The organism is Pseudomonas sp. H3_C08, from assembly GCF_054669455.1.
Genome location: NZ_CP162803.1, coordinates 234,700 through 257,407, shown reverse-complemented (window position 1 = coordinate 257,407; position 22,708 = coordinate 234,700). Strand labels below are relative to the sequence as shown.

Genomic DNA, 22,708 nt, shown 5'->3' with positions numbered 1-22,708 from the left:
TTCGTGCTTGCCAATGACACTTTGTGTCATATAGCCTCTTTCGTGTCATTTGCAATCACCCAAAGGACACAGACATGGCCAAGACATTAGCACTACCCAAAGACCAACTGGTCAAGCAAGCGCTGACCCAGATGCAAAAAAGCCTGGCGGATAATACGTGGACGGACCGGCAAAAGCTGGCCCTGACCTGCCGGATCCTCTTCGAGAACGGTCACGACTCCGGTCTGGCCGGACAAATTACCGCCCGTGGGCCTCAGCCCGGCACCTATTACACGCAGCAACTGGGGCTGGGTTTCGACGAAATCACCGCGAGTAATCTGCTGCTGGTCAACGAGGATCTGGAAGTCCTCGAAGGTCACGGCATGGCCAACCCGGCCAACCGTTTCCACAGCTGGGTGTACCGCGCCCGCCCCGATGTGAACTGCATCATCCACACCCACCCGACCCACGTTGCCGCGTTGTCGATGCTGGAGGTGCCGCTGCAGATTTCCCACATGGACCTGTGCCCGCTGTACGACGACTGCGCGTTTCTCGAAGGCTGGCCGGGTGTGCCGGTGGGCAACGAAGAAGGTGAGCTGATTGCCGGCGCGCTGGGCGACAAACGCGCGATTGTGCTTTCGCACCACGGTCAACTGTCGACCGGCACAACGATTGAAGAGGCCTGTGTCATCGCCCAACTGATCGAGCGCGCGGCAAAACTGCAACTGCTGGCGATGGCGGCCGGTACGATCAAGCCGATCATTCCCGAACTGGGTCGCGAAGCCCATGACTGGATCGCCAAGCCGAAACGCCACGCCGCCGCCTTCAACTATTACGCCCGGCAGAACCTGCGCCAACACGCCGATTGCCTGAACTGAAATCTGTTACGGAGAGATTCCCATGTCCACTATTCACGGCATCATCGGCTACACCATCACCCCGTTCGGCGCCAACGGCGAAGGGCTGGACCTGCCAGCGCTCGGTCAATCGATCGATCGCCTGATCGACAGCGGCGTCCACGCCATCGCGCCGTTGGGCAGCACTGGCGAAGGCGCTTACCTGAGCGATGCGGAGTGGGATCAGGTTGCCGAGTTCAGCATCAAGCACGTCGCCAAACGGGTGCCAACCATCGTCAGCGTCTCTGACCTGACCACCGCCAAAGCCGTGCGCCGCGCACGTTTCGCCGAAGGCCACGGTGCCGATGTGGTGATGGTGCTGCCGGCTTCGTACTGGAAGCTCACCGAGGCGGAAATCTTCGCTCACTACCGCGCTATTGGCGAGCGCATCGGCGTGCCGATCATGCTCTACAACAACCCGGCCACCAGCGGCACTGACATGTCGGTGGAGCTGATTTTGCGCATCGTCAAAGGCGTGGAAAACGTGACCATGGTCAAGGAGAGCACCGGCGATATTCAGCGCATGCACAAACTGCAATTGCTCGGCGAAGGTCAGGTGCCGTTCTACAACGGCTGCAATCCGCTGGCACTGGAAGCGTTTGCGGCCGGGGCGAAAGGCTGGTGCACGGCGGCGCCGAACTTGATCCCGCAGTTGAATCTGGACTTGTACGAGGCCGCCATGGCCGGTGATCTGGATCGCGCGCGGGATTTGTTTTACCGCCAGTTGCCGCTGCTGGATTTCATCCTCAAGGGTGGCTTGCCGGCGACGATCAAGGCAGGGTTGCGGCAGACCGGGCTGGAGGTGGGCGATCCGCGCTTGCCGGTGTTTCCGCTGAGTGAAGCGGGCCAGACTCAGTTGCAAGCAATCCTGAAAACCCTGCGCTGATCTCACTGCAATATACAAATACCTGTGGGAGCGAGCTTGCTCGCGAAGGCGTCAGTTCAGTCAACATTGATGTTGAGTAAACGACCGCTTTCGCGAGCAAGCTCGCTCCCACAGGGGTTTTGGTGGATTTGAAAGTGAGGTCAGAGCACCGGCAAGGTCTTGTCCTTGATCACTTTGCTCGGTCCGTTCGCCTTCACACTGGCAATGCCTTTATCGCACGCCGCCTCCGACGAATACGATTCACTGCTGCCGATAATCTGATGATTGGCCGCTTTCAGGTTGAAGTACGGATGGCCGTCCTTCGTCGACTTCTTCTCATAGCGCTCATCCAGCGGGCTGTTGGTTTGCACCGAAGCGATGCCGCCGTCGGCCGCAGCGCGAGTGGTGTACAGCTCGCTGGTCAGAATCGTTTCGGCATTCGCCGCTTTCAGCACGAACCTGAACTGGCCGTTGCTGCTTTTACTGATTTCGTACCATCCGGACATGCGCGTTTCTCCTTGGCGATTGAGAGGTTTGGCGCTTCAGAGTAAAGACCAGTCCTGAATATCTGTCGCTTGGACCGGCCCTTTCGCGAGCAAGCTCGCTCCCACATTGGAGCGCATTCCAGTTGCAGAACGCGGTCGAAAGTGGGAGCGAGCCTGCTCGCGAATGAGGCAACTCGGTGCTGGTTATTTCACCAACGCCCGCACCACCGACAACTCCGGCGTATTCACCCGCCGCTGACTCAGATAGCGCGTACAACTCACCCGCAGGAACGAGGCAAAATTCACAACTTCCCCGCGATAATCCATCACCTCTTCATACAGCTTGGCGATCAGCTGGTTGGTGGTCATGCCGTCGACCTCGGCGATTTCGCTAAGGATGTCCCAGAACTGATTCTCCAGGCGCAACGTCGTCACCACACCGCAGATGCGCAGCGAACGCGAGCGTGATTCGTAGAGAATCGGGTCAGCCTTGACGTAGAGCTCGCACATCGGCGGATCCTCGTTACAGGGTGATTTTGGTGCCGAGCAAACCGAGGAAACCGGCCAGCCAGTTCGGATGCGCCGGCCATGCCGGGGCTGTGGCCAGATTGCCTTGAACGTGGCCGTCCGTCACCGGGATATCGATGTACGTACCGCCCGCCAGTCGCACTTCCGGCGCGCAGGCCGGATAGGCGCTGCATTCGCGGCCTTCAAGTACACCCGCCGCCGCAAGCAATTGCGCGCCGTGACAGACGGCGGCAATCGGTTTGCCGGCCTTGTCGAAGGCGCGCACCAGATCGAGGACTTTTTCGTTGAGGCGCAAGTATTCCGGGGCACGACCACCGGGGATCAGCAGCGCGTCGTAATCGGCCTCGCTGACCTTGGCGAAATCGAAGTTGAGCGCGAACAGGTGACCGGGCTTTTCGCTGTAGGTCTGATCGCCTTCAAAGTCATGGATCGCAGTGCGCACGGTTTTACCGGCAGCCTTGTCCGGGCACACGGCGTGAACGGTGTGACCGACCATTTGCAGGGCCTGGAACGGCACCATCACTTCGTAGTCTTCGACGTAATCGCCGACCAGCATCAGGATCTTTTTCGCGGCCATGGGGAGGACTCCTCTGGAGGACATGCTTGGGAGTATTCAAGGTAGACCTTATCCGGAGGCTCGGGTAACAACCGGCTACTACCTCAGACCGTGTCATCGTTCTTCGCGAGCAAGCTCGCTCCCACATTTGGAATGCATTCTCCTGTGGGAGCGAGCTTGCTCGCGAAGGGGCCCTGAAACTGTACGCCTAAGTCCGTGCCTAGCTGTAACACCCCGAAATTCGCAGATTATGGCTAGATGAGGACACCTTCCAATGCCCTACGATTCTGGTCCCTCATCATGTCCTCGCGCGAAAACACCGGCATGGCCCTCGGCCTGCTCGGCGTGGTGATCTTCAGCCTTACCCTGCCCTTCACCCGCATCGTGGTGCAGGAACTGCATCCATTGCTCAACGGTTTGGGCCGCGCGTTGTTCGCGGCAATTCCGGCGGCGCTGCTGCTTTTGTGGCGGCGCGAGAAATGGCCGACGTGGCAGCAAGTCAAAGGCCTGAGCCTGGTGATCGCCGGGGTGATTCTGGGTTTTCCGGTGTTGTCGGCGTGGGCCATGCAGACATTGCCGGCGTCCCACGGTGCCTTGGTCAACGGACTGCAACCGCTGTGCGTGGCGCTGTATGCCGCGTGGTTGTCCCATGAGCGGCCGTCAAAAGCCTTCTGGGCCTGCGCGGCGTTGGGCAGTGCGTTGGTCCTCGGTTATGCGTTGTACACCGGAGCCGGCAGTATTCAAGCGGGTGATCTGCTGATGCTCGGTGCGATTGCCGTCGGTGGGCTGGGCTATGCCGAAGGCGGTCGATTGGCCAAGGAGATGGGCGGCTGGCAGGTGATCTGCTGGGCGCTGGTGTTGTCGACGCCGTTGTTGATCGGGCCGGTGCTGTATCTGGCGCTGCAACATCAGGGCGCGGTGTCGGCCAAGGCCTGGTGGGCGTTCGGGTATGTGGCGCTGTTTTCGCAGTTTCTTGGGTTTTTCGCTTGGTATGCCGGGCTGGCCATGGGTGGCATCGCCCGGGTCAGTCAGATCCAGTTATTGCAGATTTTCTTCACCATCGCGTTTTCGGCGCTGTTCTTTGGTGAACATGTCGAGCCGATTACCTGGGTGTTTGCGTGTGGCGTGATTGCGACCGTCATGCTCGGCCGCAAAACCGCGGTGAAATCAAATGTGGGAGCGAGCCTGCTCGCGAAGGCGGATTGACAGTCAACGATGATGTTGGCTGTTATGGCCCCTTCGCGAGCAAGCTCGCTCCCACAGGGTTTTGTGTCAGGCGAGGTAGCCGTCAGCGCGCAGCAGGGTTTCCAGGCAGTGCTCGCTGATGTGGTAGAAGGCCTTCAACTCTTCGATCTTCACCAACAACTGCGCCGGGTCCACCGGCTCGGCGCGCTTCACCGCCAGAATCATTTTGTTCTTGTTGGTGTGTTCCAGCGAGATGAACTCGAACACCTTGGTCTCGTAACCGCAGGCTTCAAGGAACAGCGCGCGCAAGCTGTCGGTGACCATTTCCGCCTGCTGCCCCAGGTGCAAACCATATTGCAGCATCGGCTTGAGCAACGCTGGGCTCTGGATCTGCAGGCGGATCTGTTTGTGACAGCACGGCGAGCACATGATGATCGACGCGCCGGAACGGATGCCGGTGTGGATCGCGTAATCGGTAGCGATGTCGCAGGCATGCAGGGCGATCATCACGTCCAGCTCGCTCGGCGCCACGCTGCGCACGTCACCGCACTTGAACACCAGCCCCGGGTGATCGAGTTTTGCCGCCGCTGCGTTGCACAGGTTGACCATTTCCTCACGCAACTCGACGCCGGTGACCTCGCCTTCAGCCTTGAGCGTATTGCGCAGGTAATCGTGAATGGCGAACGTCAGATAGCCCTTGCCCGAACCGAAATCTGCCACCCGCACCGGTTTGTCCAGCGCCAGCGGCGACGAGGTCAGGGCATGGCTGAACACTTCGATGAACTTGTTGATCTGCTTCCACTTGCGTGACATCGCCGGGATCAGCTCATGTTGCGCATTGGTTACGCCCAGATCCTTGAGGAACGGTCGGCTCAACTCGAGGAAGCGATTTTTCTCGCGGTTGTGCTCAGCGGACGGTGCTTCGCGCAATTGCTGAGGTTTGCTCTTGAACAGCGAGCTCTTGCCCTTTTTGCTGTATTCGAGCTGGGCTTCATCAGTGACTGCGAGTAAATGCGCATTTTTGAAAGAGACCGGCAACAGCTCGGCAATCGCCGCCACGCCGTCAGCCAAGGGCAGGTTTTTGGTGATGTCGCGGGTTTTGTAGCGATAGACGAACGACAGATTCGGCTGCGCCTTGACCGTCACCGGTTTGATGATGACTCGCTGCAGATCCACTTCTTCGCCGACGTATTTGGCCAGCACCAGTTTGATGAAGCCGTTCTGTTCGAGGCTGGCTTGCAGCAGCTCGATGAACTGGGCGTGGTGATCGGGCGCAGGCTTGATGGACGGGGCAGTAACGGACATGAAAAAGCGGCCTCGGACGGGCGGAATCGGGAATGGCGGGTATTTTAGGGGGGATGGGGGTTGGGGACACGCTCTTATTTACCGAACGGTTGGTTAAAGCGGCCCTCACCCTAGCCCTCTCCCAGAGGTAGAGGGGACTGACCGAGGTGTTTTCTCGAGCTACGCCGACCTGAAATACCGAGTCGAACTCAAGTTTGAAAGATTTGTTTTGAATCCATAATCGCCTCGGTCTTTCAGGTCGATGTCGAGCGCAAGACACCTCGGTCGGCCCCCTCTCCCTCCGGGAGAGGGCTGGGGTGAGGGGCTTTGGCTTTTAGGCTATCAGGCCAACACCACCAACCGATTCGGCAACTCATTCCTCACCTGCGTCACCGGCACATGCACCTTCAGCAATTCCCCACACGCCTCGATACACGTCACAAATCCCTCCAGCGTGCGCCCCTGCCTGACCTGCTCGGTAAACGCCGCGACAATCGCATCCCAACTCTTGTTATCCAGCCGCTTGGAAATCCCCTCATCCACCAGAATCTCCACATACCGCTCCGCCTCGCAGACAAAAATCAGCATGCCGGTACTGCCCACGGTGTGGTGCAGGTTCTGCTCTAGAAACTGCCGCCGCGCCAGATTCGAGGCGCGCCAGTGGCGCACGCGACGCGGGATCAAATGAGTGGTGATTTTCGGCAAACGAAACAGCAGACACAGCACGATAAACGCGCCCCACTGCACCAACAGCAGACTGCGCAGGGTCAGCCAGCCGGTCAGGTAGTGCACGACGCCCGGCACCACCAGTGCCAACAGGCTCGCCCACAGCAGCGGGATGTACGCGTAGTCATCAGCGCGCGCGGCCAGCACCGTCACCAGTTCGGCGTCGGTGTCGCGCTCGACCCGGGCAATCGCCTCGGCGACTTTGCGTTGTTCGTGTTCGGTCAGTAGTGCCATGTTGAAAAGTGCCTGCTCATTATTCTTCTGATATCACCAGCCGCCGGACGAACCACCGCCGCCGAAACTGCCCCCGCCGCCGCTGAAGCCTCCACCTCCACCGCCGCCGCCAAATCCGCCACCACTGCCGAAGCCGCCCCCTCCTCCAGAGCCGCCCCGGCCGGCAGGCAGGATACCGAGCATCTGGCAGACAAACACCGTCAGGATGAACAACATCACCAAAAACACAAACAATGCCGGATGCCGCGAGATGAAATCATCGGACGGATCACCGGTGGATTCATACACCGTCGACGGTTCATCGAGCGGATTGCCGCCCAGCACCACCAACATCGCCGCCACGCCGTCGCTGATGCCTTTGCTGAAATTGCCGCTCTTGAACGCGGGCGTGATGACTTGATGGATGATCACTGAAGTCTGCGCATCGGTCAGCCGATCCTCCAGGCCATAACCGACTTCGATGCGCAGTTTGCGCTCGTCACGGGCAACGATCAGCAGCGCGCCGTTGTTCTTGTCCTTTTGACCAATCGCCCAATGACGCCCGAGTTGAACGCCAAAGTCCTCGATGGTCGTGCCTTGCAGATCCGGCAGCGTGACCACGACCAACTGCTCGCCGGTCGCCTGTTCGTGGGCCTGCAACTGCTGGCTCAGTTGCGTGCGCACCGACGGCTCGAGCATCTGCGCTTCGTCCACCACCCGCCCGCTCAGCGCCGGGAACATCAACTCGGCCCGGGCGCTGACGGCGAACAGCCACAGCATCAGCACCAGGCCCATTTTCAACACACGCATGGACAACCTCGAATCAGAATTTCACTTCCGGGGCCTTTTCCGCGCCGGGCGTGGTGGCTTCGAAGGTTTCGCGGATCGGCAGATCGCTGTACATCACGCTGTGCCAGAGGCGACCGGGGAAGGTGCGAATCTCGGTGTTGTATTTCTGCACCGCCAGAATGAAATCGCGGCGAGCCACGGCAATGCGGTTTTCCGTGCCTTCCAGCTGCGATTGCAGGGCGAGGAAGTTCTGGTTGGCCTTCAGGTCCGGATAGCGCTCTGAGACCACCATCAAGCGGCTCAATGCACCGGTCAGTTGATCCTGCGCCTGCTGGAATTGCTTAAGTTTCTCGGGATTGTCGAGGGTGCTGGCGTCGACCTGAATCGAGGTCGCTTTCGCCCGCGCTTCAATCACTGCCGTGAGGGTTTCCTCTTCATGCTTGGCATAACCCTTCACCGTTTCCACCAGGTTGGGGATCAGGTCGGCGCGGCGCTGGTACTGGTTCTGCACTTGGCCCCACGCAGCTTTGGCCTGTTCGTCGAGGGTCGGGATATTGTTGATGCCGCACGCGGTCAACAGCGTGGCCAGCACCAGCAGTGTGGCGACCTGCAAACGCGAGCGATTGGTTGGGCTTACATTCATCGCAGTGATGCTCCTTGGCACATATCATTATAAAAACCGAGCGCGAAACATTCTCAGCGGGCTGTTGGGGCATAATCGGCCGCGTCGCTGGATTACGACGGGGCAATGGGCTAAAAAGTGCCCTGCGTGATCATGCGGCCAAGTGTCGGCTGCCGTTTTTTGGCTCTGTTTCTTTGAGCCTGTACCCGAACAACAATAGTCGCTCCCTAAATTTTGGCTGGCCGGCGTTGCATTGCCGCTTGGGCCCTTGAGAAAACTATTCATGAAGAAGCTGTGTTTGCTGGGTCTGTTCGTCAGCCTGGCCAGTCATCAAGTATTGGCCGCCACGACCCCGGTACCCCTGGAAAACAAGGACGCGTTCATCAGCAACCTGATGAAGCAAATGACCCTCGACGAGAAGATCGGCCAGTTGCGCCTGATCAGCATCGGCCCGGAAATGCCCCGAGAGCTGATCCGTAAAGAAATCGCCGCCGGCAACATCGGCGGCACGTTCAACTCGATCACCCGTCCGGAAAACCGGCCGATGCAGGATGCTGCCATGCGCAGTCGCCTGAAGATTCCGATGTTTTTCGCGTACGACGTGATCCACGGTCACCGTACGATTTTCCCGATTCCACTGGCCCTCGCCTCGAGCTGGGACATGGACGCCATCGGTCAGTCCGGGCGCGTTGCTGCTAAAGAAGCCGCCGCCGACAGTCTCGACATCACCTTCGCGCCGATGGTCGACATCTCTCGCGACCCGCGCTGGGGCCGCAGCTCCGAAGGCTTCGGTGAAGACACTTACCTGACTTCACGCATTGCCGGCGTCATGGTGCGCGCCTATCAGGGCGCCACCCCGAGCGCGGCCGACAGCATCATGGCCAGCGTCAAGCACTTCGCCCTGTACGGCGCGGTCGAGGGCGGTCGCGACTACAACACCGTCGACATGAGCCCGGTGAAGATGTACCAGGATTACCTGCCGCCGTACCGCGCCGCGATTGATGCCGGTGCCGGCGGTGTGATGGTTGCGCTCAACTCGATCAACGGCATTCCGGCCACCGCCAACACTTGGCTGATGAATGATCTGCTGCGCAAAGACTGGGGCTTCAAGGGCCTGGCGGTCAGCGACCACGGCGCGATTTTCGAACTGATCAAGCACGGCGTGGCCCGCGACGGTCGTGAAGCGGCGAAGCTGGCGATCAAGGCCGGTATCGACATGAGCATGAACGACACCCTGTACGGCAAAGAGCTGCCGGGACTGCTCAAGTCCGGCGAGATCGAACAGAAAGACATCGACAACGCCGTACGCGAAGTGCTCGCGGCCAAGTACGACATGGGCCTGTTCAAGGACCCGTACCTGCGCATCGGCAAGGCTGAGGACGATCCGGCCGACACCTACGCCGAAAGCCGTCTGCACCGTGCCGAGGCCCGTGAAGTGGCGCGTCGCAGCTTGGTTTTGTTGAAGAACCAGAACGAAACCCTGCCGCTGAAGAAAGACGCGAAAGTCGCACTGGTCGGTCCGTTGGCCAAAGCACCGATCGACATGATGGGCAGCTGGGCCGCAGCGGGTAAGCCTGCGCAATCGGTGACCCTGTTCGATGGCATGAGCTCGGTGATCGGTGACAAGGCGAACCTGATCTACGCCCGTGGCGCCAACATCACCAGCGACAAGAAGGTCCTCGACTACCTGAACTTCCTCAACTTCGATGCGCCGGAAGTGGTCGACGATCCGCGTCCGGCCAACGTGCTGATCGACGAAGCGGTGAAAGCCGCCAAGGACGCTGACGTGATCGTCGCGGCAGTCGGTGAATCCCGTGGCATGTCTCACGAATCCTCCAGCCGCACCGACCTGAACATTCCGGAAAACCAGCGTGAGCTGATCCGCGCGCTGAAAGCTACCGGCAAACCGCTGGTGCTGGTGCTGATGAACGGCCGCCCACTGACCCTTCTCGAAGAGAACCAGTCGGCTGACGCCATTCTGGAAACCTGGTTCAGCGGCACCGAGGGCGGCAACGCCATCGCTGACGTGCTGTTCGGCGACTACAACCCGTCGGGCAAACTGCCGGTGACCTTCCCGCGCTCCGTGGGCCAGATCCCGACCTACTACAACCACCTGAGCATTGGCCGGCCGTTCACGCCGGGCAAACCGGGCAACTACACCTCGCAGTATTTCGATGACACGACCGGGCCGCTGTTCCCGTTCGGTTATGGCCTGAGCTACACCCAATTCGCCCTCAGCGACATGGCGCTGTCGTCGACCACCCTGAACGCCACCGGCAAACTCGACGCCAGCGTCATGGTCAAGAACACCGGCAAGCGTGACGGCGAAACCGTGGTGCAGTTGTACATTCAGGACGTCACCGGCTCGATGATCCGCCCGGTGAAGGAACTGAAGAACTTCCAGAAAATCATGCTCACGGCCGGCGAACAGAAAGTCGTGCACTTCACCATCAGCGAGGATGACCTGAAGTTCTACAACGCCCAGCTCAAGTACGCGGCGGAGCCTGGCAAGTTCAACGTGCAGATCGGCCTGGATTCCCAGGACGTGACGCAGCAGAGCTTTGAATTGCTGTAACCGGTTTTTGCTCGGCTGATCGTTCCCACGCTCCGCGTGGGAACGATCATCAGGTGAGCGGTTATCCGCGGCGGTCGAGGATGTTGACCACCACCCGATCCACCCAGCCCCACACCCGCTGCTTCACCCGCCGCCACAACGGCCGGCGCTGCCACTCCTCCAGACTCACCTGCTGACTCAGCCCGAAGTCCTTCAGAAAACTCGCCTGCACCGCTGCCGTCAACGACGGGTCCAGCGCCTCCAGATTCGCCTCCAGATTGAAGCGCAGGTTCCAGTGATCGAAGTTGCACGAACCGATGCTCACCCAATCATCCACCAGCACCATTTTCAAGTGCAGGAAACACGGCTGATATTCGAAGATCTGCACCCCGGCCTTGAGCAGTCGCGGGTAGTAGCGATGCCCGGCGTAACGCACCGACGGGTGATCGGTGCGCGGCCCGGTCAGCAGTAGCCGCACATCGACTCCGCGCGCCGCTGCCTTACGCAGGGAGCGGCGGATTTTCCAGGTCGGCAGGAAATACGGTGTGGCCATCCAGATGCGTTTTTGCCCACTGTTCAAAGCGCGGAACAGCGACTGCAGAATATCGCGGTGCTGGCGGGCGTCGGCATACGCCACGCGGCCCATGCCCTCGCCCTTGTCCGGCACGCGTGGTAACCGTGGTAAACCAAAATGCGCGGCCGGGCGCCAGGCGCGGCGATAGCGATTGGCGATCCACTGACGATCAAACAGCAATTGCCAGTCGATCACCAGCGGGCCGCTGATCTCGACCATCACTTCGTGCCACTCGCTGGTGTCGTGCCCCGGTGTCCAGAACTCATCGGTGACACCGGTGCCGCCAACCACCGCCAGACGCTGATCGACCAGCAGCAACTTGCGATGATCACGATAGAAATTGCCGACCCAGCGCCGCCAGTTCAGCCGATTGTAGAAACGCAGTTCGACCCCGGCGTGCGTCAGGCGCTGGCGCAGGTTGAGCGTAAAGGCGAGGCTGCCGTAATCATCGAATAGGCAACGCACGCGCACGCCACGCTCGGCGGCCAGCACCAGCGCTTGCACGATGGTTTCGGCACAGGCGCCGGCCTCGACCAGATACAACTCCAGTTCGATCTGCTCCTGCGCGCCAGCAATCTGCTCAAGCATGCGCGGAAAGAATTGCGGGCCGTCGATCAACAGCTCGAAGCGGTTGCCATCGCGCCACGGAAACACCGCGCCGCGCATGTCAGCGCGCCGTGAAGATCAGCACCGCACCCACCGGTACCGACAGACTGATGGCCGACAGGTCGGCGAGTTTGCGCAGGCTTTCCAGCCCCGGCACCAGATCGAAATCCTCGGCGTTGATCACCAGCGGCTCCAGGGTGACCACTTGAAAACGCCGGTCATCGAGGCGCGTCGCCAGCAGCTCAGCCGGGTATTCGTGTTGCTTGCCGTGCAGGTTGACGGTCAGCGGCAGACGCAATTCCAGCTGCGCACCGGGGGCCAGATCGTTGATTGGGCGCAGGTCGATCTGGGTGGTGATGGTCGCTTCGGGGAATTGCTCGATCTGGAACAGCTCCTTGCGCATGCGCTCATCGCGCAGCGGGATGCCGCTGTTGATCGAATCCATCTCGACTTCGACTTCGGCGCGACCGTTGGGGTCGACCTTGCCGTGCAGCACCAGAAAGCGTTGCACTTCGGAAATATGGGTGTTTTTCGTGCTGACAAACGACAGCCGCGACGACTCGCCGTCCAGATACCAATTGGCCTGCGCCGGCAATGCGACGCTGGCGAGCAGCAGACTGGACAGGGTTGCACAGAGAGAGCGGTTGAACATTGAACACTCGTAGGGCCGATAAACCTGCACGAACCTTAACCGCCCAGACCGTTATTGCAAACTGAAGATCACACCCGGTGGGAGCGAGCCTGCTCTCGAAGACGTCATCTGTCTCAACAGAGAAGGTGCGCCTGCTATTGCATTCGCGAGCAGGCTCGCTCCCACAAAAAACCATCGGGTGTTTTCAGGGATTCAGGCGACAGCCTTGCCGTTCGCTCAACCACTGGGCGCGATTGCTGCGGCCCATGCCGCTGACCGTGATGGTTTTGTTCGCGCTGTCATCGGTGAATTGGCTGGTCGGCAGCCATTGTTTTACATAGCCACGACAATACTCGGCGTCGTTGTTCATCACGTAATGACAGGAACAATATTCCTTGGCGGTATAGGCGCTGATGATGTCGGGGAAGGCCCACAGATTTTCGCGCTCGTAGACGATCCAGCCGAGCAGCAGGACCAGCATTAACAGCAAGAAGCGCTTCATGGCCGCACCGCCTTCAGCACGTGTTTGAGCAGTTCGTTATGGCTGTAGCTGCCGTCGCGGTCATCGGCGTAACGCACGATCAGCAGTTTTTCACTGGGGATCACGTAGAGTGCCTGGCCCCAATGCCCGAGGGCGGCAAACGTGTCGGGCGGTGCAGCGGGCCATGGCGATTCAGCACCATCGGCTGGACGATTGAGCCACCATTGGCCGCCGGGCACGGCTTCGTCCTGATGGGCTTTGTAACTGGCGAAGGGAGTGCGGCTGAACGCCACCCACTCCTTGGGCAATAACTGCCGATCATGCCAGCGCCCGTCACGAGCCATCAGCAAACCGACCCGCGCCAGATCCCGCGCGGTCAGGTAGGCATAAGAGGAAGCGACAAACGTGCCGTTGGCATCGGTCTCCCACACGGCGTGGCGGATGCCCAACGGTTCGAACAACGCCGTCCACGGATAATCCGGATAACGCTGCGGGCCGACGATATTTTTCAACGCCGCCGCGAGCAGGTTGCTGTCGCCGCTGGAATAACGGAAGGCCTGCCCCGGTTCGGCGTAAGCATCGTGATCGGCGGTGAACGCGGCCATGTCGCGATGGCCGCGGGTGTAGAGCATCGCCACCACCGAGGATTTCAGTGGCGCGTATTCGTAATCTTCCTGCCAGTCGATACCGGAGGCCCAGTGCAGCAGGTCGGCGATTTTGATGGCCGGGTGTTGTTCCAGCGGCGGGTAAAACTGCACGGCCGGGGCTTCGAGTTTGAACAGGCCTTCGCCGTACGCCACACCGAGGACGGTGGCCATCAGGCTTTTGCTGATCGACCAGGTCAGGTGCGGGGTTTGTTCGGCGGTCGGGCCGGCGTAGCGTTCGTAGATGATCTGGCCGTCGCGGATGATCAGCAGTGCGTCGGTGCGGATGCCTTGGCGGGTGTTGTCATCGCGGGGTGGGAAGGCGTAATTCTCCAGCGCTCCGGTATCGGTGATCGTCGTGCCGATTGGCCATGCTTCACCCGGCCATTGTTCGGCGTGAACGGTGAAGCTGATCAGCAGCAGAAACAGCGACAGGCCTTTGCGCATGGGGAGGGCTCTGGGAATGAACCTGCTGAGACTAGCCGGGGTTTATGACAGATGTGTGGGGATGCTGAGGCCGCCTTCGCGAGCAAGCTCGCTCCCACAGTTGACCGAGTTCCTTCAGTTGGAATGCCATCAAACTGTGGGAGCGAGCTTGCTCGCGAAGAGGCCAGTCAAGCCTGCGCCAAAGCCTTGGCCAGACGCTTGGCCCGAGCACCCGCCGCCAACTGCATCACGCCTTGATCGCGTTGCCACATCTGCGCCCACTCTGCCGGACCGTCAGCCAACGCTTGACTCACTTCCCCCTCCAGCGCCTCAAACTGCGCAAACAACCCAGCCAACAACACATGCCCGGCCGGATTGTTCGGCGGTTGCCGACTCGCCTCCGCACACCCGGCCAACAGCGCCAGCAAGCGCAATTGCAGCGCCTGCGGCCAGTCACTGTCCTGGCCGACGCCAAACAGCCACGCGGTCATCGCGCTGAGTACATAAACATCTTCCAACGTACGAAACGGTTTGACGTAAGCGTCCCAACCATCGCCGGCCAACAACTCGCACAACGCGTTATCAAGCTGCAGCCGACCATGGCTGATGTCAGGCATCAACGGCAGCGCCGGCAGCTTCTCCACGGTCACGCCGGGTTCGCCGGGATACACCACCGCCAGACTCAGGCGCGGTGATTCACCGGATTCTTCACTGCGCGCGGCGATCAGCAACCAGTCCGCCGCATCGCCGGCGGTGACAAAATCCTTGCGTCCGCTCAGACGTAAATCCGTCAACCGTGTCTGCATGTCCGCCGGACGCAAACTGCGCTGTTCGGTCGCACACAACGCACCGAGGCTCAGCGGTGCACTCGGCCACAACATGCGCAATGCCGCCTGATAACCGACCAGAAACGCCAGCCCCGGCGTCGCCATCCGCCGCCCGCCCGCGACCGCCAATTCGAATGGGGTGACGTTGCCCAGTTGCTGCAACAACGTCGCAAAACCCTCGGCCAGGTCAGCAACGGCGGGCAATCGTTCACGGCGGTGCAGCAGATCTGGCCAGGGCATAAGAGGCTCCTTGTGGGCTGTCATATAAGCATCACCGAACGTTCATGGCGATGACACCGGGGCTACATAGCCTGACTTTGCACAACACGGCTGCATAAAGAAAGTCGATCGGCTGCAACCCACGACGGGTTAAAGGCCCGTACGGAGATTCACATGACTCAGATCGCCCGCATCAGCGACACCGGCAATGAACGCCGCCTGCAAGCCGAACGCCTGATCGGCGCCGAGGCCTTGCAGCAAGCCCAGGCCTTGCGCTTCAACGTCTTCAGCGGCGAGTTCAACGCCAAACTGAAAGGCGCGGAACTGGGTCTGGACATGGATGATTATGATGTTCACTGCAGCCACATCGGCGTGCGTGACTTGAACACCGGCCGTTTGGTCGCGACCACGCGTCTGCTCGATCACACCGCTGCCAGCAGCCTCGGCAAGTTTTACAGCGAAGAAGAATTCAGCCTGCACGGCCTCACGCATCTGCAAGGCCCGATCCTCGAAATCGGTCGCACCTGCGTCGACCCGGCCTATCGCAACGGCGGCACCATTGCGGTGTTGTGGGGCGAATTGGCCGAAGTGTTGAATCAGGGCGGTTACAGCTACTTGATGGGTTGCGCGAGCATTCCGATGCAAGACGGCGGCATCCAGGCCCACGCGATCATGCAGCGTTTGCGTGAACGCTATCTGTGCACCGAACACCTGCGCGCCGAACCGAAAAATCCGCTGCCGACGCTGGATATTCCTTCCAACGTGATCGCCGAAATGCCGCCGCTGCTCAAGGCCTACATGCGCCTGGGCGCGAAGATCTGCGGCGAGCCGTGCTGGGACGAAGACTTCCAGGTCGCCGACGTGTTCATCCTGCTCAAGCGCGACGAACTCTGCCCGCGCTACGCCAAGCACTTCAAGGCGGCCGTGTGATGAGCCGGCTGCGCGTGTACGCGCGGATCGCGCGGGTGCTGCTGGTGGTGGCGCTGGGCTTGACCATGGCCACTGTCTTTGGCGTGTTTGAACGGATTGGCCTGGCGCATTCGATGGAACGGCGTCAGCGCTGGTCGCGCTTCTTCATGGCGCGCCTGAGCAATGCCCTGCCCTTTCGCGTGACGGTTCACGGTGAGCTGCCGAAACAGCCGATGCTGTGGGTCAGCAATCATGTGTCGTGGACCGACATTCCGCTGCTCGGCATGCTCACGCCGCTGTCGTTTCTGTCCAAGGCCGAAGTGCGCACCTGGCCGGTGGCCGGTTGGCTGGCGGCGAAGGCTGGCAGCCTGTTCATCCGTCGCGGTTCGGGCGACAGCCAGTTGATCCGCAAGCAGATGACCCGTCACCTGCAAACCGATCATGCCTTGCTGATGTTCCCGGAAGGCACCACCACCGATGGGCGCTCGCTGCGTACCTTTCATGGTCGCTTGCTGGCGGCGGCGATTGATTCCGAGGTGATGCTGCAACCGGTGGCGATCCGTTATCTGCGTGATGGCGAGATCGATGCGCTGGCGCCGTTTATTGGTGACGATGATCTGCTATCGCACCTGATGCGCCTGTTCAGCAATGATTGCGGCGATGTCGAAGTGCATCTGCTCAAGCCGATTGCCTGTCAGGGGCGTGAGCGTGCGGCGTTGGCATTCGAGGCACAGCAGGCGGTGCAGAAGGCGTTGTTTGGTGAGGTGGCGAAACCGGCCGAACCGCGTCGCGCAGGCGAATTGATCGCTGCCTGAAATACACACCCCTGTGGGAGCGAGCTTGCTCGCGAAAGCGGTATGTCATTCAAAGTTGATGTTGGCTGACACGACGCCTTCGCGAGCAAGCTCGCTCCCACATTGGTTTTATGTCATTGACGGGTTTTGGGCGAAGTCCTGGAGTTGTGGGTAGAACAAGCGGAAGTCTTCACTGAGCGGCTCATACAACCGCCGCAATTCCTCCATCGCCCCCGCCAGCTCTTCCGGCCGGCTCAGCCGCCGCGAGATCCCGCGCAACACCTGCTCCAGCACTTCAAATTCCTGATACGAACCCAACCAGTCATTGGCGACCATGTGCGGGGCGATCTTCGCCAATCGCTCGGGCAGTTGCCGTTCGCGGGTCAGCACCCGATACACATCAGCGGTGAAAACCTCCAGCGGCTGATCGGCATACAACCGCCAGTCCCGGGCCAGGCAATGATCGAAAAACACGTCGAGGACGATCCCGGCATAACGCCGCCTCGTATCGGAAAACCGCCCCAACGCAACGTCCACCAACGGATGACGATCGGTAAACACGTCAATCCGCCGATGCAGTTGAATGGCCGCCTCGACCTCCGGCGCAAACTGCCCTTGCAGCCGACCTTTGACGAAATCGCCATACAGACTGCCGAGCAGTTGCCCGGGGCGCTGGCCACCGAGGTGTAAATGTGCGAGATAGTTCATGGGCGCAGCTTAGCACTGCGACCCGCAATCCATACACCATCGTATCGTTATAACGCGATATACCAATTTATGCTGACGTCAGATCAAAATCATATTGGTGTATCGCGATCTAACGATTTATATTTCGCCACATCGCGATATAGCGTTGTACACATTGTGAGCACCCTGCCATGAACCTCGACCTCGACGAAATAATAAAAGCCCTGGCGCACCCAGTACGGCGAGACATCCTCAACTGGCTGAAAGACCCGAAGAACGAATTTCCGGAACAGTTGCACAACCACGAGTACGGCATTTGCGCCGGGCAGATCGATCAGCGCTGCGGCCTGTCGCAGTCGACTGTTTCGGCACACCTCGCAACGTTGCAACGCGCCGGCCTGATCAGCAGCCAGAAGGCCGGTCAATGGCACTTTTTCAAACGTAACGAGGACGTGATCCAGGCGTTCCTCAGCACCCTCAGTAAAGAGCTCTGACCCTTAACGTCAGCCAGCTGAAAAGGAAACCTGCATGCCCCTCTCGCTACTCATCCTCGCCTTGAGCGCCTTCGCCATCGGCACCACCGAGTTCGTCATCATGGGCCTGCTGCCCAATGTGGCGGCCGACCTCGGTGTGTCGATCCCCGGCGCCGGTTGGCTGGTGACCGGTTACGCACTCGGCGTGGCCATCGGTGCGCCGTTCATGGCCATGGCCACCGCCAAACTGCCGCGTAAAGCGGCGCTGGTGGCGTTGATGGGCATTTTTATTGTCGGCAACCTGCTGTGTGCGATTGCCAGTGATTACAACGTGCTGATGTTTGCCCGTGTGATCACCGCGCTGTGCCACGGTGCGTTCTTCGGCATCGGTTCGGTGGTGGCGGCCAATCTGGTGCCGGCCAACAAGCGAGCGTCGGCGGTGGCGTTGATGTTCACCGGTCTGACCCTGGCCAACGTCCTCGGTGTGCCGCTGGGCACTGCGCTGGGTCAGCAATACGGCTGGCGCTCGACCTTCTGGGCGGTGACCGTCATCGGCGTGATCGCACTGATCGGCCTGATCCGCTTCCTGCCGGCCAAGCGTGACGAAGAAAAACTCGACATGCGCGCTGAACTCGCCGCCCTCAAAGGTGCGGGTATCTGGCTGTCGCTGAGCATGACCGCGCTGTTCGCCGCCTCCGTATTCACCCTGTTCACTTACGTCGCCCCGCTGCTCGGCGAAGTCACCGGCGTGTCGCCACGTGGCGTGACCTGGACGCTGATGCTGATCGGCCTGGGCCTGACCGTCGGCAACATCATCGGCGGCAAACTCGCCGACAAGGGCATGGCCGCCACGCTGATCGGCGTGTTCATCGCCATGGCCGTGGTTTCCACCGTGCTGACCTGGACCAGCGTTGCGCTGATCCCGACTGAAATCACTCTGTTCCTCTGGGCCACCGCGTGTTTCGCCGCCGTGCCGGCGCTGCAAGTCAACGTGGTGACCTTCGGCAAAGCCGCACCGAACCTGGTTTCGACCCTGAACATCGGTGCCTTCAACGTCGGCAACGCCCTCGGCGCCTGGGTCGGCGGCAGCGTCATCGCCCACGGCTACGGCCTGACCAGTGTGCCGCTCGCAGCCGCCGCACTGGCAGTGCTCGCCTTGCTGGTGACCCTGATTACTTTCCGCCAGAACGGCAATGCCGATCTGGCCCCTGCTACCAACTGATTAACTTTCACTACGAGGGTTGTAGACATGGCAACTATTTTTGATCCGATCAAACTCGGCGACGTCGAGCTGGCCAACCGCATCATCATGGCCCCACTGACCCGCTGCCGCGCCGACGAAGGCCGCGTACCGAACGCGCTGATGGCTGAATACTACGTACAGCGCGCGTCCGCTGGCCTGATCCTCAGCGAAGCCACTTCGGTAACGCCAATGGGCGTCGGCTACCCGGACACCCCGGGCATCTGGTCCAACGATCAAGTGCGTGGCTGGGCCAACGTGACCAAAGCGATTCACGCTGCTGGCGGCAAGATATTCCTGCAGCTGTGGCACGTGGGCCGTATCTCCCACGAGTCGTACCTCAACGGTGAAGCCCCGGTGGCACCGAGCGCGATCCAGCCTAAAGGTCACGTCAGCCTGGTGCGCCCACTGGCCGACTACCCAACCCCGCGTGCACTGGAAACCGCTGAAATCGCCGACATCGTCGACGCTTACCGCACCGGTGCCGAGAACGCCAAAGCCGCCGGTTTCGACGGCGTGGAAATCCACGGCGCCAACGGTTACCTGCTCGACCAGTTCCTGCAAAGCAGCACCAACCAGCGCACCGACAACTACGGTGGCTCACTGGAAAACCGTGCACGTCTGCTGCTGGAAGTGACAGATGCGGCGATCGAAGTCTGGGGCGCTGGTCGCGTTGGTGTGCACTTGGCACCGCGCGCTGACTCCCATGACATGGGCGATGACAACCTGGCGGAAACCTTCACCTACGTCGCACGTGAACTGGGCAAGCGCGGCATCGCGTTCATCTGCTCCCGTGAGAAAGAAGGCGCCGACAGCCTCGGCCCGCAATTGAAAGAAGCGTTCGGCGGCCCTTACATCGCCAACGAACGCTTCACCAAGGACAGCGCTAATGAGTGGCTGGCCAGCGGCAAGGCTGATGCCGTGGCATTTGGTGTGCCGTTCATTGCCAATCCGGATCTGCCGGCTCGTTTGAAGGCGGATGCGCCGTTGAATGATGCGCGTCCGGAGTTGTTCTACGGTAAAGGGCCGGTCGGTTATATCGACTATCCAGCGCTGTAACAGGCAACACGCAGAAACGCAAAAGCCCCCGACTTGTGAGAGTCGGGGGCTTTTTTGTGCTCGCCTGGAGATTGATTGCGCGGCTGAGTACGTAGCCCCTCATCGGAACGCCGCCCGCCCAGCCCTCTGCCGAGGGAGAGGGAGCCGATTTGTGTAGTTTTCAAATTCGGAGTTTGGCTGGATTTTGCACGTCGGTGTATCTCGAAAGAACACCTCAGTCAGTCCCCTCTACCTCTGGGAGAGGGTTAGGGTGAGGGCAAGCGGCTCACACTCATTCACACAGAAGACACAAATTCCCTACAAAATGCGTAGCTCGCTACGTTTAAACTCCCCCCGCTGCGAAGCTATATAAAGGCAGGCCAATTGACATAAGCGGTGTCAATTACGCATTTTGTTTCATTTGCGCAGGCTGGGGCTCAGGCGCAGCATGTCCAACCCTGTATCGACCCAACGCTCGGCCTCGGCATGCAACTCAAAGCTGTCCGGCGCCAGAAGCCATCCATACAGAAGGCCATCGATATAGCTGTGAATACTGATGGCCGCGCGGGCGGTGTCGAGATCTTCCGGCAACTGGCCGCGATTGACCGCATTACGCAACGTCAGAGCGATGCGCTCGTTGCAATCGAGACTGACGTCCCGGCGCTGCTGGCGCAAATCGCACATTTCATCGGTGAACTCGCACTTATGAAACAGAATTTCGTTGATCCGCCGGGTTTTCGGGTCCAGCGCAACTTGATGAAACAAATGAATCAGCAGTTGGCGCATGCAGCCCAACGGATCAAGTTCATCTTCACTTTCGCTGGCCCTGGCCAATTCATCCAGCGGCTCACGCAGCGAATCCAGCATGGCCTGGACCAGATCGGCCTTGTTACTGAAATGCCAGTAAATAGCACCACGTGTGACCCCGGCCATTGTCGCGATATCGGCCAGCGTCGTACGAGCGACGCCCCTTTCATAAAAGGCTTTCTCCGCCGCTTCCAGGATCTGGCTACGGGTTTCTTGAGCTTCCTCTTTGGTACGACGGACCATGACAGTAAAACCTCAAACAGGATGTTTCAGGGATGGCTGAATATCCGCTGAATAAAGAGGGGGCGATCTCTCACGGATCTGCTCCCCGGCCTACAATTTCAAACCTTGCGACGAGTTTTGTAACAGGGTGGGTACGTGGCAAAGGTGTTTACAAACAACCATGAACGTAAGTATATTCCTTAGCAAGCTACTTATCCACCCGGTACCCAATTTTTACCCTTCCACACTTCTTGTGCGCTTTTCGCGCGCCTGACCCGAGGATCTTCATGCAATTCAAGCCAGCTGTTACCGCTCTGGTCACTGCCGTCGCCCTGGCATCGCTGCTCAGCGGATGTAAAAAGGAAGAAGCGGCACCGGCCGCTCCACCGCCTCAGGTCGGCGTCGTCACCCTGCAACCACAAGCATTTACCCTCACCTCCGAACTGCCGGGCCGCACCAGTGCGTACCGCATCGCGGAAGTTCGACCGCAGGTCAACGGCATCATTCTCAAGCGTCTGTTCAAGGAAGGCGGCGATGTCAAAGCCGGCCAGCAGCTGTATCAGATCGATCCATCGGTCTATGAAGCGACCCTGAAAAGCGCCGAAGCCAACCTGCGTTCGACCAAGTCGATCTCTGACCGTTACAAGCAACTGGTCGATGAGCAGGCTGTCAGCCGCCAGGAATACGACACCGCCGTGTCCAACCGCATGGAATCGGAAGCGTCGTTGCAGAGCGCGCAGATCAACGTGCGTTACACCAAGGTGTACGCGCCGATCTCCGGTCGTATCGGCCGTTCTTCGGTGACCGAAGGTGCACTGGTCAGCAATGGCCAGACCGACGCAATGGCGACGATTCAGCAACTGGACCCGATCTACGTCGACGTCACCCAGTCCTCGGTTGAACTGCTGGAATTGCGCCGCGAGCTGGAAAGCGGTCGTCTGCAGAAGTCCGGCGAAAACTCGGCAGCGGTCAAACTGACCCTGGAAGACGGCAGCCAGTACAAGCTCGACGGTAAGCTGGAATTCTCCGAAGTCACGGTCGACCCGACTACCGGTTCGGTGACTCTGCGTGCGGTGTTCCCGAACCCGGATCACACCCTGCTGCCGGGCATGTTCGTCCGCGCCCAGTTGCAGGCCGGTGTCAACGCTGCGGCCATTCTGGCGCCGCAACAAGGCGTGACCCGTGACCTCAAAGGCACCCCGACCGCACTGGTCGTCGGCGCCGACAACAAGGTCGAGCTGCGTCAGCTCAAGGCCAGCCGCACCGTCGGCAGCCAGTGGCTGATTGAAGACGGCTTGAAGGCGGGCGACCGTCTGATCACCGAAGGCCTGCAATACGTGCGCCCGGGTGTTCAGGTGAACCCGACCGAAGCCACCAATGTCGGCAACAAGAACCCGGCCCCCGCTCAGGCAGCTGACAAAGCCGCCGGCGGCAAAGGGGAGTAATCC

The 22,708-nt window shown here is 60.2% G+C and carries 24 protein-coding genes; 10 read left to right on the top strand and 14 right to left on the bottom strand.

Going from position 1 to position 22,708, the window contains the following annotated elements; translation table 11 throughout:
• Positions 1-74: 74 nt before the first annotated feature.
• Positions 75-857: an aldolase gene (locus AB4N74_RS01270; RefSeq protein ID WP_077571483.1), complete on the top strand. Its 783-nt coding sequence runs from the start codon at positions 75-77 to the stop codon at positions 855-857.
• Between the two features lie 22 nt (positions 858-879).
• Positions 880-1,761 carry a dihydrodipicolinate synthase family protein gene (locus AB4N74_RS01265; RefSeq protein WP_116254493.1) on the top strand — a complete coding sequence of 294 codons (882 nt, stop codon included), beginning with the start codon at positions 880-882 and terminating at the stop codon, positions 1,759-1,761.
• A gap of 140 nt (positions 1,762-1,901) precedes the next feature.
• Here AB4N74_RS01265 and AB4N74_RS01260 read toward each other — a convergent pair whose 3' ends face one another.
• The 3 genes from AB4N74_RS01260 to AB4N74_RS01250 form a co-directional block, all read right to left on the bottom strand.
• Entirely contained in the window at positions 1,902-2,246 is a 345-nt protein-coding gene (locus tag AB4N74_RS01260; RefSeq protein ID WP_093438535.1) for a YegP family protein, read from the bottom strand.
• Positions 2,247-2,429: 183 nt separating this feature from the next.
• On the bottom strand, positions 2,430-2,735 hold the full coding sequence (locus AB4N74_RS01255) for a ribbon-helix-helix domain-containing protein (protein ID WP_460098010.1): 306 nt from the start codon (positions 2,733-2,735) through the stop codon (positions 2,430-2,432).
• Positions 2,736-2,748: 13 nt separating this feature from the next.
• Positions 2,749-3,330 carry a DJ-1/PfpI family protein gene (locus AB4N74_RS01250; protein WP_095049176.1) on the bottom strand — a complete coding sequence of 194 codons (582 nt, stop codon included), beginning with the start codon at positions 3,328-3,330 and terminating at the stop codon, positions 2,749-2,751.
• Positions 3,331-3,609: 279 nt separating this feature from the next.
• Here AB4N74_RS01250 and AB4N74_RS01245 point away from each other — a divergent pair, with 279 nt between their 5' ends.
• Positions 3,610-4,515, top strand: a complete 906-nt coding sequence (locus AB4N74_RS01245; protein ID WP_116254494.1) for a DMT family transporter — start codon at positions 3,610-3,612, stop codon at positions 4,513-4,515.
• Between the two features lie 66 nt (positions 4,516-4,581).
• Here the strand turns inward: AB4N74_RS01245 and AB4N74_RS01240 are convergent, their stop codons facing one another.
• From AB4N74_RS01240 to AB4N74_RS01225, 4 genes are all read right to left on the bottom strand, one after another.
• On the bottom strand, positions 4,582-5,799 hold the full coding sequence (locus AB4N74_RS01240; protein WP_460098009.1) for a class I SAM-dependent methyltransferase: 1,218 nt from the start codon (positions 5,797-5,799) through the stop codon (positions 4,582-4,584).
• Positions 5,800-6,120: 321 nt separating this feature from the next.
• Entirely contained in the window at positions 6,121-6,738 is a 618-nt protein-coding gene (locus AB4N74_RS01235) for a TPM domain-containing protein (RefSeq protein WP_116254496.1), read from the bottom strand.
• A 33-nt stretch (positions 6,739-6,771) separates the two neighbouring features.
• Positions 6,772-7,527, bottom strand: coding sequence for a TPM domain-containing protein (locus AB4N74_RS01230; protein ID WP_460098008.1), 756 nt, complete (start codon positions 7,525-7,527; stop codon positions 6,772-6,774).
• A 13-nt stretch (positions 7,528-7,540) separates the two neighbouring features.
• Positions 7,541-8,149, bottom strand: coding sequence for a LemA family protein (locus AB4N74_RS01225; protein WP_093438567.1), 609 nt, complete (start codon positions 8,147-8,149; stop codon positions 7,541-7,543).
• Between the two features lie 262 nt (positions 8,150-8,411).
• On the opposite strand from AB4N74_RS01225, the gene bglX reads away from it, so the two are divergent.
• Positions 8,412-10,703 (top strand): beta-glucosidase BglX, encoded by a 2,292-nt coding sequence (gene bglX / locus AB4N74_RS01220; RefSeq protein WP_460098007.1) that lies wholly within the window; start codon positions 8,412-8,414, stop codon positions 10,701-10,703.
• A 61-nt stretch (positions 10,704-10,764) separates the two neighbouring features.
• Here the strand turns inward: bglX and AB4N74_RS01215 are convergent, their stop codons facing one another.
• The 5 genes from AB4N74_RS01215 to AB4N74_RS01195 all read right to left on the bottom strand — a co-directional run bounded on the left by AB4N74_RS01215 (position 10,765) and on the right by AB4N74_RS01195 (position 15,111).
• Entirely contained in the window at positions 10,765-11,922 is a 1,158-nt protein-coding gene (locus tag AB4N74_RS01215; RefSeq protein ID WP_093438576.1) for a phospholipase D-like domain-containing protein, read from the bottom strand.
• Position 11,923: 1 nt separating this feature from the next.
• Entirely contained in the window at positions 11,924-12,514 is a 591-nt protein-coding gene (locus AB4N74_RS01210) for a YceI family protein (protein ID WP_093438581.1), read from the bottom strand.
• A 184-nt stretch (positions 12,515-12,698) separates the two neighbouring features.
• Complete coding sequence (locus AB4N74_RS01205) at positions 12,699-12,995, bottom strand: amidase (RefSeq protein WP_460098006.1); 297 nt, start codon at positions 12,993-12,995, stop codon at positions 12,699-12,701.
• Positions 12,992-14,065 (bottom strand): serine hydrolase domain-containing protein, encoded by a 1,074-nt coding sequence (locus AB4N74_RS01200; protein ID WP_460098005.1) that lies wholly within the window; start codon positions 14,063-14,065, stop codon positions 12,992-12,994. The genes AB4N74_RS01205 and AB4N74_RS01200 overlap by 4 nt, the downstream gene beginning before the upstream one ends.
• 167 nt (positions 14,066-14,232) lie before the next feature.
• Complete coding sequence (locus AB4N74_RS01195) at positions 14,233-15,111, bottom strand: acyl-CoA dehydrogenase middle domain-containing protein (RefSeq protein ID WP_093438595.1); 879 nt, start codon at positions 15,109-15,111, stop codon at positions 14,233-14,235.
• Between the two features lie 153 nt (positions 15,112-15,264).
• Between AB4N74_RS01195 and olsB the strand changes: the two genes are divergently transcribed.
• On the top strand, positions 15,265-16,020 hold the full coding sequence (olsB, locus tag AB4N74_RS01190; RefSeq protein WP_093438600.1) for an L-ornithine N(alpha)-acyltransferase: 756 nt from the start codon (positions 15,265-15,267) through the stop codon (positions 16,018-16,020).
• Positions 16,020-16,814, top strand: a complete 795-nt coding sequence (locus AB4N74_RS01185) for a lysophospholipid acyltransferase family protein (RefSeq protein ID WP_093438604.1) — start codon at positions 16,020-16,022, stop codon at positions 16,812-16,814. The genes olsB and AB4N74_RS01185 overlap by 1 nt, the downstream gene beginning before the upstream one ends.
• A 108-nt stretch (positions 16,815-16,922) precedes the next feature.
• Here the strand turns inward: AB4N74_RS01185 and AB4N74_RS01180 are convergent, their stop codons facing one another.
• Positions 16,923-17,501 (bottom strand): ACP phosphodiesterase, encoded by a 579-nt coding sequence (locus AB4N74_RS01180; protein ID WP_116254501.1) that lies wholly within the window; start codon positions 17,499-17,501, stop codon positions 16,923-16,925.
• A 170-nt stretch (positions 17,502-17,671) separates the two neighbouring features.
• Between AB4N74_RS01180 and AB4N74_RS01175 the strand changes: the two genes are divergently transcribed.
• Genes AB4N74_RS01175 through AB4N74_RS01165 form a run of 3 tightly spaced genes read left to right on the top strand, consistent with a single transcriptional unit; the run spans position 17,672 to position 20,252 of the window.
• Positions 17,672-17,974 carry an ArsR/SmtB family transcription factor gene (locus AB4N74_RS01175; protein WP_007917068.1) on the top strand — a complete coding sequence of 101 codons (303 nt, stop codon included), beginning with the start codon at positions 17,672-17,674 and terminating at the stop codon, positions 17,972-17,974.
• Positions 17,975-18,008: 34 nt separating this feature from the next.
• On the top strand, positions 18,009-19,175 hold the full coding sequence (locus AB4N74_RS01170; RefSeq protein WP_007917078.1) for an MFS transporter: 1,167 nt from the start codon (positions 18,009-18,011) through the stop codon (positions 19,173-19,175).
• A 27-nt stretch (positions 19,176-19,202) separates the two neighbouring features.
• On the top strand, positions 19,203-20,252 hold the full coding sequence (locus AB4N74_RS01165; RefSeq protein ID WP_460098004.1) for an alkene reductase: 1,050 nt from the start codon (positions 19,203-19,205) through the stop codon (positions 20,250-20,252).
• 396 nt (positions 20,253-20,648) lie between these two features.
• Here AB4N74_RS01165 and emhR read toward each other — a convergent pair whose 3' ends face one another.
• On the bottom strand, positions 20,649-21,281 hold the full coding sequence (gene emhR / locus AB4N74_RS01160) for an efflux system transcriptional repressor EmhR (RefSeq protein ID WP_016982806.1): 633 nt from the start codon (positions 21,279-21,281) through the stop codon (positions 20,649-20,651).
• Positions 21,282-21,547: 266 nt separating this feature from the next.
• Here emhR and AB4N74_RS01155 point away from each other — a divergent pair, with 266 nt between their 5' ends.
• Complete coding sequence (locus AB4N74_RS01155) at positions 21,548-22,705, top strand: efflux RND transporter periplasmic adaptor subunit (protein WP_257357286.1); 1,158 nt, start codon at positions 21,548-21,550, stop codon at positions 22,703-22,705.
• Positions 22,706-22,708: the final 3 nt, after the last annotated feature.